Annotated in this window: 6 protein-coding genes; 3 read left to right on the top strand and 3 right to left on the bottom strand. The window is 70.2% G+C overall.

Annotation, left to right across the window (positions count from 1 at the left end):
- The first annotated feature begins 163 nt into the window (after positions 1 to 163).
- The 3 genes from CEK65_RS11145 (at position 164) to CEK65_RS11135 (ending at position 7,330) form a co-directional block, all read left to right on the top strand.
- Positions 164 to 5,023: a PAS domain S-box protein gene (locus CEK65_RS11145; protein WP_152181760.1), complete on the top strand. Its 4,860-nt coding sequence runs from the start codon at positions 164 to 166 to the stop codon at positions 5,021 to 5,023.
- Positions 5,020 to 5,955: a diguanylate cyclase gene (locus CEK65_RS11140; RefSeq protein ID WP_152181759.1), complete on the top strand. Its 936-nt coding sequence runs from the start codon at positions 5,020 to 5,022 to the stop codon at positions 5,953 to 5,955. Before CEK65_RS11145 ends, CEK65_RS11140 begins: the two co-directional genes overlap by 4 nt.
- 94 nt (positions 5,956 to 6,049) lie before the next feature.
- Positions 6,050 to 7,330, top strand: a complete 1,281-nt coding sequence (locus tag CEK65_RS11135; protein ID WP_152181758.1) for an MFS transporter — start codon at positions 6,050 to 6,052, stop codon at positions 7,328 to 7,330.
- On the opposite strand, the gene CEK65_RS11130 is transcribed toward CEK65_RS11135, so the two are convergent.
- The 3 genes from CEK65_RS11130 to CEK65_RS11120 all read right to left on the bottom strand — a co-directional run bounded on the left by CEK65_RS11130 (position 7,311) and on the right by CEK65_RS11120 (position 11,529).
- Positions 7,311 to 8,648 carry a diguanylate cyclase gene (locus CEK65_RS11130; RefSeq protein WP_017908483.1) on the bottom strand — a complete coding sequence of 446 codons (1,338 nt, stop codon included), beginning with the start codon at positions 8,646 to 8,648 and terminating at the stop codon, positions 7,311 to 7,313. The two genes, CEK65_RS11135 and CEK65_RS11130, sit on opposite strands and share 20 nt — an antisense overlap.
- Positions 8,649 to 8,736: 88 nt before the next feature.
- The gene (locus tag CEK65_RS11125) at positions 8,737 to 10,044 is read right to left on the bottom strand and encodes an FAD-binding oxidoreductase (protein ID WP_193314759.1); all 1,308 of its coding nucleotides are present in this window, start codon (positions 10,042 to 10,044) and stop codon (positions 8,737 to 8,739) included.
- A gap of 105 nt (positions 10,045 to 10,149) precedes the next feature.
- A complete protein-coding gene (locus CEK65_RS11120; RefSeq protein ID WP_152181757.1) occupies positions 10,150 to 11,529 on the bottom strand; it encodes a glutamine synthetase family protein in 1,380 nt (459 codons plus the stop codon).
- Positions 11,530 to 11,595 lie beyond the last annotated feature (66 nt).

Raw genomic sequence — 11,595 nt, 5'->3', positions numbered from 1 at the left:
GCCACGCCTGCGCGGCAGGCGGTCAAGTTTGCTTCCACCATGCCGATGAGGCGATCACGCATCGCGGGTGTCGGGTCGTGTTCGCCAGGGCAGGACACTGGGACTGCGACAACGCGTGCAGGGCCCGATCCACCGACACGGCGCTCCGGGGAGGGGCCTGAGGATGTCCAGGTTGTTGTTCAAGCGCAGTCCGTTCTATTGGTCGCTGGCGACGCTGCTGATCGGCGCGGCGCTCACCACCGCGGTGGCGCTGCAACTGCAACGGGCCAACGCGCGGCACACGCAAGCGCAATTGGACGCGAAAGCCCACGTCGCCTTCGACCGCATCGAAGAGCTGTTGTCCAACTACGACCACGGCTTGCGCGGCATGCGCGGCATGATCGTCACCGCCGGCGACGAATTGCACAGCGATCAAGTGCTGCGCTACAGCCAGAGCCGCGATCTGCGCCGCGAGTTTCCGGGCGCCCGAGGCTTCGGCTTCATCCGCCGTGTCGCGGCGGCCGAGCAGGAACGCTTCGTCGCCACCGAACGCGCGCTGGGGCGTAAGGATTTCGACATTCGGCAATTGGCGCCGCATAGTGGCGACCGCTTCGTCATCCAGTACATCGAGCCGGTGGACAGCAACGCCGCGGCGCTGGGCCTGGACATCGCCTCGGAGTCGTCGCGCCGTGGCGCGGCCTTGGCGGCGGCGCTGAGCGGCGAATCGCGTTTGACAGGGCCGATCACGCTGGTGCAGGCCGGCGCGCAACATGCGCAGTCGTTCCTGTTGTTGCTGCCGGTCTACCGCAGCGCCACCACGCCGCCAACGGCGGCGCAACGCCTACGCGAGCTGCGGGGCTGGACCTACGCGCCGCTGCTGATGCCGCAGGTGATGCAGGCGCTGGATCTGGATCCGCAGCGGATCGAACTGACGCTGAGCGACGAGAACGCGGATGCTGGCGCGACGCCGTTCTATCGCAATGTGCCGCAGGCCACGCTCGCGCAGGCGCCGCGTGCCGAGTTGCGGCGCGACGTGATGGGGCGGCACTGGCGGATGGACATGGTCGCCAGCCCGGCCTTCGTCGCCGCCAGCGCGCGCTGGTCGGTGCACGCCGCGGTGCTGGGTGGCGCGCTGCTCAGCGTGCTGGCGTCGGCGCTGGCGTTCGCGCTGTGCAGCAATCACCTGCGGCGCCGGCAGATTGCCCGCGACCAGGCGAACCTGGTCGCGGTGGTGCAGAGCTCGGCCGACGGCATCATCGGCAAGACCCTGGAGGGTGTGGTCACCAGTTGGAACCGCGCTGCCGAACAGCTGTTCGGCTTCAGCGAGGCCGAGGCGGTGGGCCGGCGCCTGGGCGAGCTGATCGTGCCGCCGGAACTGATGCACGAGGAGGAGTCGGTACTGCGGCGGATCGGGCGCGGCGAGGACGTGCCGTATTTCGAGACCGTGCGCCGGCATGCCGATGGACGCATGATCGACGTGCTGGTCAGCGTCTCGCCGATCTACAACGCCCAAGGCCGGCCGATCGGCGCGTCCAAGACGGTGCGCGACATCTCCGAGCAGAAGGCGGTACGTGCGCAGATCCTGGCCCTGAACGCCACCCTGGAAAGCCAGGTGGCGGCGCGGACCGCCGAGTTGAGTCGCAGCACCGCGATGCTCGAAGGCGTGCTGAGCGCCGCCTCGGAAGTGGCGATCATCGCCACCGACCGCGACGGCACCATCACCCTGTTCAACACCGGCGCCGAGCGCCTGCTCGGCTACCGCCGCGAGGACGTGGTCGGCACGCTGAATCCCGGCGCGTTCCATCTGCCCGAGGAGGTGGCCGCCCGCGGCGCGATGCTGGCCGCCGAACTGGGGCATCCGGTGGAAGGCTTCCGCGTGTTCGTCGAAAAGGCCGAGCGCGATGGCGCCGACATCTGCGAGTGGACGTATGTGCGCCGCGACGGCGCGACCCGCCAGGTGAGCCTGGTGGTCACGGCGATCCGCACCGCACAGGGCGAACTCTCCGGCTACCTGGGCATCGCCCTGGACATCAGCGAACGTCAGGCCGCCGAGCGCTCGCTGGCGCGCAGCATGGCCCTGACCCAGGCGATCCTGGACACGGCGGTCAATCCCATCATGACCTTCGATGCGCGCGGCAAGGTGCGCTCGGTCAATCGCGCCGGCGAGCGCGTATTCGGGTACGGCGCCGAGGAGATCGTCGGTGAGGACGTGAGCCGGCTGATGCCCGAGGCGGCCTCCAGCCTGCACGCGGCGATGGCGGCCGACGTGCCGCCGACGGGCACGTGGCCGGAACGCGTCGACAGCGCCCACGAACTGCAGGCGCTGCGCAAGAACGGCGATGCGTTCGCGATCGAGATCAGCCTCGGCAGTATGTGGATGGACGGCGAATGCCTGGTGGTCGGTGTCATCGCCGACATCACCGAGCGCAATCGCCAGCGGCAGGCGCTGACCCGCGCGCGCGACCAGCTGGCGATGGCCGCCGATGCCGCCGAACTCGGCATCTGGACCTGGACCCCGGGCGACGACGCGCTGGAATGCAACGAGCGCATGTACGACCTGTACGAGTGGCCCGCGGCTTTGCGCGAACGCGGCTTGCGTTATTCCGATTGGCGGGTGAAGGTGCACCCGGACGATATCGCCATATCCGAGGCCAGCCTGCAGGCTGCGATGGAGCGGGGGACGGTCTACGACCCGGTGTTCCGGGTGCAGTGCAGCGACGGCGGCCTGCGGCATATCCAGGCCGGCGCACACACCGAACGCGATGCGCAGGGCCGGGTCACCCGGGTCATCGGCATCAACCGCGACATCAGCGCGCAACTGCAGGCCGAGCAGGACCTGCGCCAGGCAAAGGCGCGCGCGGACGAGGCCAGCCAGGCCAAATCCTCGTTCCTGGCCAACATGAGCCACGAGATCCGCACGCCGATGAATGCGGTGCTGGGCATGTTGCAACTGCTGCAGCGCACCGCGCTGGATGCGCGCCAGGACGATTACGTGGGCAAGGCGCAGAAGGCCGGCAAGTCGCTGCTGAGCCTGCTCAACGACATCCTCGACTACTCCAAGATCGAGGCCGGCAAGCTGCAGCTGGACCTGCATCCGTTCCGCATCGAGGAGTTGCTGCGCGACCTGGCGGTGGTGCTGGCCGGCAATCACCAGCGGCCGGAAGTGGAGATCGTGTACCAGCTCGACCGCGGTATCCCCGATCGCGTGATCGGCGATGCGCTGCGCCTGCAGCAGGTGCTGATCAACCTGGCCGGCAACGCGCTCAAGTTCACCGAGCACGGGCATGTGCGCTTGCGCGTTGAACTGCTGCAGCGGCAGGCGCAGGCGGTGACCCTGCGGATGATCGTGGAGGACACCGGCATCGGCATCAGTGCCGAGCAGCAACAGCGCATCTTCCACAGCTTCACCCAGGCCGAGGCCTCGATCAGCCGCCGCTTCGGCGGCAGTGGCCTGGGCCTGGTGATCAGCCGGCGCCTGATCGGCATGATGGGCGGCGAGCTGCAGGTGCACAGCGTGCTCGGCGAGGGCAGCCGGTTCTGGTTCGATCTGCCGCTGATGCTGGATGCCAACGGCGAGGCGGCGGCTGGATGCGGCTGCGCGCGCCCGCGGCATGTGCTGGTGGTCGACGACAGTGCGCTGGTGCGCGAAGTGCTGACCGACGCGCTGGGCGCCTGCGGCTGGCAGGTGGAGGGCGTCGCCAGCGGCGAGGACGCGGTGGCGCGCGCGATCGCGGCCGAGCGCGAGGGCGCACGCTTCGACGCCGCGTTGATGGATTGGCGCCTGCCCGGCATCGACGGCGTCACCGCGGCGGCGCAACTGCGCGCGATGTGCGCCGCGCCGCCGTTGGTACTGATGCTGACCGCCTACCAGAGCGAACTGCTGGGCCAGACGCAGCGCCACGTGTCGCCGCCGTTCGCCGATCACCTAGTCAAGCCGGTGACGCCGTGCCAGGTGATCGAAGCTCTTGAGCGGGCCTGGAGCGGGGGTGCCAGGATCGCTGTGCCAGTGCCGGTGTCGCAGCGCGTGGCGCGCCTGCCCGGGCTGCGCGTGCTGGTGGTCGAGGACAATGTGCTGAACCGGCAGGTGGCCGAGGAATTGCTGTGCGCCGAGGGCGCGCAGGTGGCGCTGGCCGAGGACGGCCTGTCGGGCGTGCAGTGCGTGCGCGACAGCGGTCAGGTCTTCGACGTGGTGGTGATGGACATGCAGATGCCGCGCGTGGATGGCCTGGAGGCGACCCGGCGCATCCGTGCCGACGCGCGTTTCGCGCGATTGCCGATCCTGGCGATGACCGCCAACGCGGCGCAGGACGACGTCGACGCCTGCCTGGCGGCGGGCATGGATGCGCATATCGGCAAGCCGATCGATCTGGAACAGATGGTGGAGGCGCTGCTGCGCCTGAGTGGTCGCACCGCCGCGCCGGCATCGGTGGCCCCGCAGCCGGCGCCGCCCGAGCCGGCGGCGCCGGCTGCGCTCGATGCGATCCTGGCGCGGTTCGGCAACAACGCCGGCCTGTTCGTGCGCATGCTGGACGCCTTCGCCGAGGAGCACCGCACGCTGCTGCAGCGGGTCGAGGCGGCCTTGCTGCATGGCGATGCCGGTGCCAGTGCCGATGCAGCACACGCTTTGAAAGGCAGCGCCGCGACGCTGGGCGCCGCCACCCTGGCGCAGGCCGCTGCCGTGCTGGAGCAGGACGCCCGCGGCGGACGCCTGCCCGACGTCGCGGCGACGCTGGCGGCGCTGCGCGCGGCGGCCGCGCAGGATCTAGAGGCGCTGCGCACCGCGGCCGCGCCGCTGCGCGCGCCCGCACCACCTGCCGGCACGGACGCCATGGCCGAAGACGCCCTGCTGCCGTGGTTGCGCGCGCTGGAGCCGCTGCTGCGCCAGTCCGACCTGGCCGCATTGACCCTGCTGGAGCAGGCCCCGCCGACCATCGCCGGCGCCCAGGCCGGCGACGCGCTGCGCCTGCGCGAGCAGGTGCAGACGCTGCGCTTCGACGACGCCCTGGTCACGTTGAACAACTTGTTGGAGACCTCTTCCCGATGAGCGATTTCGCTGCCTACCGACGCCTCGCCCCGCAGGGACGGCGCCCGCGCGTGCTGATCGTGGACGACCAGCCGATCAACATCCATGCGCTGCACGAACTGCTGCGCGACGCCTGCGAAGTCAGCATGGCGCTGGATGGCACGCGTGCACTGGCCTTGTGCCAGCAGCAGCCGCCGGACCTGGTGCTGCTGGACGTGATGATGCCGGAGCTGGACGGACTGCAGGTCTGCCGCCGGCTCAAGGCCGACCCGTCGACCGCGGACATCCCGGTGGTGTTCGTCACCGGGCAGGATGCGCCGGAGGACGAGGTGGCCGCGCTGGAAGCCGGTGGCGCCGATTTCATCAGCAAGCCGGTGCAGCCGGTGGTGGTGCGGGCGCGGGTGCAGAACCATCTGATCATGAAACTGCAGAGCGACCTGCTGCGCGAGGTCGCGCTGCTGGATGGGCTGACCGGGGTGGCCAATCGCCGCCGTTTCGACGACGCCCTGGCCACGCACTGGCAGGCCTGCCTGCGCGAAGGCAAGCCCTGCGGGGCGCTGATGATCGACGTGGACTACTTCAAGCGCTACAACGATCACTATGGTCATCAGCTCGGCGATGGCTGCCTGCGCGCCGTCGCCCAGGCGCTCGCCGGTTGCGTGCTGCGCCCGCACGATCTGCTGGCCCGCTATGGCGGCGAGGAGTTCGTGGCGTTGCTGCCGGGCAGCGATGCCGACGGCGTGCGCGAAGTGGCGCAGCGCATGCTGCAGCGGGTCGCCGAGCTGCAGCTGGCGCACGATGCCTCGCTGGTGGGGCCCTGCGTGAGCATCAGCCTGGGCGGCGCGGTGGCGGTCCCCCAGGCGGACGCCAGCGCCGCACAACTGCTGGCGCAAGCCGACGCGCAGTTGTATCTGGCCAAGCAGGGCGGTCGCGCGCGGGCCTGCGTGGGGTGATGCGCCGCGCCGGCGATCGTTGCCTGCGCAACCAAGCGCGTCGCCTCGGCGCCGATCTGCCAGAATCGGCCGATTGCCTGTCGATGTCGCCTCCATGACCGTTGCCGCGTCTCCCGTTCCGCCCGTCAACTCGCCGCGTCGCGTGCTGCTGGCCAGCCTGGTCGGCACCACCATCGAGTTCTTCGACTTCTACATCTACGCCACCGCCGCGGTGTTGGTGTTCCCCAAGCTGTTCTTCCCCGAAGGCGATGCCGATGCGGCGCAGTTGCAGTCGCTGGCGACCTTCGCCGTGGCCTTCGTCGCGCGGCCGTTGGGATCGGCGCTGTTCGGCCATTTCGGCGACCGCATCGGCCGCAAGGCCACCCTGGTCGCGGCGCTGCTGACCATGGGCCTGTCCACCGTGCTGATCGGCCTGCTCCCCGGCTACGAACGGATCGGCCTGTGGGCGCCGGCACTGCTGGTGCTGTGCCGCTTCGGCCAGGGCCTGGGCCTGGGCGGTGAGTGGGGCGGGGCGGTGCTGCTGGCCACCGAGAACGCGCCGCCGGGCAAGCGCGCCTGGTACGGCATGTTCCCGCAGCTGGGCGCGCCGCTGGGCTTCCTGCTGTGTTCGGGCATCTTCCTGCTGCTGGGCGCGCTGCTGGACGAGGCGCAGTTCCTGCGCTGGGGCTGGCGCATTCCGTTCGTCGCCAGCGCCCTGCTGGTGATCACCGGGCTGTGGGTGCGCCTGCGCATCCACGAGACCCCGGACTTCCAGCGCGCCCTGGACCGCAACGAACGCGTGCGCCTGCCGATGCAGACGGTGCTCTCGCAGCACATCGGCGCGACGCTGCTGGGCACGTTCGCGGTGCTGGCGACCTTCGTGCTGTTCTACCTGATGACGGTGTTCGCGCTGGGCTACGGCACCACCACGCTGCACTACAGCCGCGAGCAGTTCCTGCTGCTGCAGATGGTCGGCATCCTGTTCTTCGCCGCCGGCATCCCGTTGTCGGCCTGGTACGGCGACCGTCGCGGCACGCGCCCGGCGATGCTGGTGGCCAGTGTGGCCATCGTCGCGTTCGGGCTGTTCTTCGCGCCGCTGTTCCAGGCCGGGCAGCCCTGGCAGGTGCTGGGCTTCCTGGCGCTGGGATTCTTCTTCATGGGCCTGACCTACGGCCCCTGCGGCACGCTGCTGGCCGAACTGTATCCGGTGCCGGTGCGCTACACCGGCGCCTCGCTGGCGTTCAACCTGGCCGGCATCATCGGCGCGGCGCCGGCGCCGTACGTGGCGGTGTGGCTGGCCACGCACTACGGCCTGCCGTGGGTGGGCTACTACCTCAGCGCGGCGGCGCTGCTGACCTTGCTGGCCCTGCTGGCGATCAGGCGGCCGCGTCGCTGAGCGCCGGCTCCGCCGGCGGCGCGTGTTCGACCCGGTTGCGGCCGCCGGCCTTGGCCAGGTACAGGTACTTGTCGGCCTCGGTCAGCAGCGGATGCAGGGTCTGCCGCTGCGGACCGCTGCTGCTGACGCCGATGCTGATGGTGAGACGCAGCGTCTGCGTGCCCAGCGGAATCGCGAGGTCGGCGATGCGCGCGCGCAGGGTTTCGAAGTAATCGGCGGCCGCGGCGGGGGCCAGGCCCGGCACCAACATGCAGAATTCCTCGCCGCCGAAGCGCGCCACCATGTCCTGCGGGCGCGCGTGCGCGGCCAGGGTCGCCGCCACCGCGCGCAGCGCTTCGTCGCCGGCCTCGTGGCCGAAGGTGTCGTTGATGTGCTTGAAGTGGTCGATGTCGAGCATCGCCACGCAGACCGGCTCCTGCCGCGCCAGCCACTTCGCCAGCACGCGCTGGCTCTGTTCGAGGAAGTGCCGGCGGTTGGGCAGGCTGGTGAGGAAGTCGCGTGTCGCCAGGTCCTGCAGGGTGCCGATCAGCTCCAGCTGATCCACGTTCTGCGAGACCCGGCAGAAGAACTCCTCGCGCGAGAAGGGCTTGCGCAGGAAGTCGTTGGCGCCGTTCTTGAGGAAGCGCGGTACCAGCGACGGGTCGTTATTGCCGGACAGGCCGATCACCGCCAGCATGTCGCGCGCGCGCAATGCGCGCAGCCGGCGGGTGAATTCCACGCCTTCCATGCCCGGCATTTCCTGGTCCACCACTGCCAGGCGGATGGACGGATTGGCCTCGATCGCGCGCAGCCCGGCGGCACCGTCGGCGGCCTCGACCACGCGGTAGCCGTACATCGACAGCAGGGAGGCGGCGTAGGCGCGCGCCGACGGCGAGTCGTCCACCACCAGCGCGGTGATGGACCGGTTGCGCGCCAGTCGCTGCACCAGCCAGGCCAAGTAGTCGATGCTGTCCGGCGCGTTCTTCAGGACGAAGTCGATGATCTGCTGGGTCAGGATGCGCTTGCGCAGGCTCTCGTCGTAGACCCCGCTGACCACCACGGTGGGCAGCCCGCGCGCGACGAAGAAGTCCACGACGGTGTCGCGGTCGCCATCGGCCAGCACCAGCCCGGTCAGCGCCAGGAACCAGGGGCCGCCGTCATCCAGGGCGGCGGCGGCCTCGGCCAGGGTGGAGACCACCACGACCGGCAGTTCGACCCGTTGCTCGATCGCCGCGCGCAGCAGGTCGGTGAAGGTGCGCGAGTTTTCCACCAGCAGGATGCGCTGCTGTGCGGGGCTGCCGTCGGGGGCGATCGGGGCGATCGACAACGGGTGCGACATGCATGCCTCGCGGGCGGCAATCCAGGAATGGAACCCGGTTAGCGGCCGTGTGCGCGCAAACTTGAGGGCGGCGCGGGTGCGTCCCTGGCTACCAGAGCGCGTCGCGCAGCTTGTACCAGGACATCGCCGCCACCAGCAGCGGCGTGCGCAGCAGGCGGCCGCCGGGAAAGGGCGCGTGCGGGATCCGTGCGAACACGTCCAGCCGCTGCGCCTGCCCGGCGATCGCCGCGGCGATGACCGCGCCGGCCAGGCCGGTGGCGGCCACGCCATGGCCGGAGAAGCCCTGGGCGAAGTACACGTTCGGGGTCAGCCGGCCCCAATGCGGGGCGCGGTTGCGGGTGATGTCGACGTAGCCGCCCCACACCGAGTCCATCTCGATCTGGCGCAGCTGCGGGAACACCCGGCGCATGCGCCGGGTCATCACCCCGCGCAGGCCCGGCGGCGGCAGCGACGAATAGCTGGCGCGGCCGCCGAACAGCAGCCGGTGGTCGCGGCTGAGGCGGAAGTAGTCCAGCGCCCAGTTGACGTCGGCCACCGCCATGTCGTTGCCGATCAGTTCGCGGGCCAGCGCCTCGCCCAGCGGCGCGCTTGCGCCGATGTAGGTGCCGACCGGCATGATCCGCGATTCCAGCTCCGGGGCGATGCCGTGCAGCCAGGCATTGCCGGCGAGGATGGCGAACTCGCCCTCGACCTCGCCGTGCGCGCTGCGCAGGATCGGCCGCGCACCGCGCACCAGTTGCGTGACCGGCGTCTGCTCGTAAATGCGCACCCCGGCCGCCAGCGCTGCCCGCGCCAGGCCACGCGCGTAGTCCAGCGGATGCAGGTGGCCGCTGGCCGCGTCGTACATCGCGCCCAGGTAGCGTGGGCTGCGCAACTGCGACTGCAACTGCGCGCGGTCCCACCATTGCAGCGGATAGTCGTAGCGCTGCGCCATCTCGATGATGCCGGCGCGCAAGGCGCGTTCCTGGCGCGGCTTGATTGCTACGTGCGCATGGCCGTCGCGCCAGTCGCAGGCGATGCCATGGCGGGCGATGCGGGTACGCAGCAACTGCATGCCGTCGCGGGAGAAGTCGAACAGCAGTCGTGCATCGTCCTGGCCGAGCAGGGCTTCCAGGGTGTGCTGCTCGCAGCCGTAGCCGACGATGGCCTGGCCGCCGTTGCGCCCGGACGCACCCCAGCCGACCCGCTGCGCCTCCAGCACCACCACCCGATACCCGGCCTCGGCCAGGGCCAGCGCCGCACTCAGCCCGGTATAGCCGGCGCCGAGGATGCACACGTCGGCGCGCACCTGGCCTCGTAATGGTTCCTGTTTCGGGAACGGCGCGGCGCTGTCGAGGTACCAGGACGCGCCGGGAATGGGGACTCGGGAATGGGGAATGGGAGAAGCGCCGGTCATGGCGGCGAACCGTTGTGATGACCCAGGCGCACCACGCGCCGGGCTGCAGGCGCATTCGCGGTGCCTGCTTTCGATTCCCGATTCACCATTCCCGATTCCCAGCCTTCAAACCGTGCGCAAATACCAGCGATAGTCCACATCGCTGACCTGCGCCTGGAAGTCCAGCAGCTCGCGGCGTTTCTGCTGGCCATAGATATGCCGGAAACGTGTGCCGAACGCGGTGGCGGCGAAGTCGCTGTCCAGGAAGCGGGCGATCGCGCTGCGCCAGTCCGGTTCGCGTGCGGCGTGTTGCGCGTAGGCGTTGCCCTGGGTCGGCGGGCCGGGGTCTAGGCCCTGCGCCAGGCCGTATTCGATGCCGACCAGCACCGCCGCGACGACCAGGTAGGGGTTGGCGTCGGCGCCGGCGATGCGGTGCTCGATGCGGGTGTTGGCCGGGTCGCTGTGCGGCACCCGCATCGCCACGGTGCGGTTGTTGAAGCCCCAGCTCTCGTTGAGCGGGACGAAGGCATTGGCGACGAAGCGCCGGTAGCTGTTGGCGTGCGGGGCGAACAGCAGCAGGCAGTCCTCGGCGCTCTGCTGCAATCCGCCGATGGCATGGCGCAGCGGCGCGGCCGGCGCCTGCGGGGTGCAAGCGAACACGTTGTGGCCGGCATCGTCGAGCAGGCTCACGTGCACGTGCAGACCGCTGCCGGATTGCGCGGCGAACGGCTTGGCCATGAAGCTGGCGAGCAGGCCCTGCTGCTGCGCGATCGCCTTGATCGCGCGCTTGAGCAGCACCGCATCGTCGCAGGCGGCCAGCGCATCGGCGCGGTGCTTGAGGTTGATCTCGAACTGGCCCGGCGCGTATTCGGCGACCGCGGTATCGGCCGGGATGCCCTGCGCGCGGCAAGCCTGCGCGACCGCGTCGGTGAAGCCGCGCTGGTCGTCCAGTTCCTGCATGTAATAGACCTGGGTGCTGTCATTGCGCAGTCCGCTGTGGGCGTGCAGCGGCGGCTGCGGGCGGCCGTGCGCGTCGGCGTGCGGGTCGAACAGGTAGAACTCCAGTTCCACCGCGATCACCGGGGTCAGCCCGCGTGCATGCAGGCGGGCCAGCACCTGCGCCAGCACCTGGCGCGGGGCGAAGTCGAGCGCGCCGCCGGCGCCGTCCTGCATCGCCAGCAGCAGTTGCGCCGACGGCACCGGCGCCCACGGCACCGGCCGCAGACTGCCCGGCACCGGGAAACACAGCCGGTCCTCGTCGCCAATGTCGTAGCCCAGCCCGGTTTCCTCGACGGTATTGCCGGTGATGTCGGTGGCGATCAGCGACATCGGCAGGCACACCCCGTCGCGGTAGACCTTGTCCAACGCGTCGCGGGCGATGCGCTTGCCGCGCAGCAGGCCGTTGCAGTCCGGCAGCAGCAGGTCGATCTGCTCGCAGCCGGCGATACGCTGCAGGGTCTGGGCATCGTCCGGGGGCAGCAGCGGGGCGTCGTGCATGCGGGTCATCGCGGCGGACGGCGGGAGTGCTTGGAGCTTAGCAGAGCGCCATGGCGTCAAGAATACTCAACAGCG

Source organism: Xanthomonas sp. LMG 12459 (assembly GCF_009192905.1).
Taxonomy (GTDB): domain Bacteria; phylum Pseudomonadota; class Gammaproteobacteria; order Xanthomonadales; family Xanthomonadaceae; genus Xanthomonas_A; species Xanthomonas_A sontii.
This window is presented reverse-complemented; position numbering and strand designations above follow the sequence as displayed.

Bases quoted from the DNA above. Each gene is read 5' to 3' on its own strand.
- CEK65_RS11125 (WP_193314759.1), bottom strand. From the start codon at position 10,044: ATGACCGGCGCTTCTCCCATTCCCCATTCCCGAGTCCCCATTCCCGGC.
- CEK65_RS11135 (WP_152181758.1), top strand. From the start codon at position 6,050: ATGACCGTTGCCGCGTCTCCCGTTCCGCCCGTCAACTCGCCGCGTCGC.
- CEK65_RS11120 (WP_152181757.1), bottom strand. From the start codon at position 11,529: ATGACCCGCATGCACGACGCCCCGCTGCTGCCCCCGGACGATGCCCAG.
- CEK65_RS11130 (WP_017908483.1), bottom strand. From the start codon at position 8,648: ATGTCGCACCCGTTGTCGATCGCCCCGATCGCCCCCGACGGCAGCCCC.
- CEK65_RS11140 (WP_152181759.1), top strand. From the start codon at position 5,020: ATGAGCGATTTCGCTGCCTACCGACGCCTCGCCCCGCAGGGACGGCGC.
- CEK65_RS11145 (WP_152181760.1), top strand. From the start codon at position 164: ATGTCCAGGTTGTTGTTCAAGCGCAGTCCGTTCTATTGGTCGCTGGCG.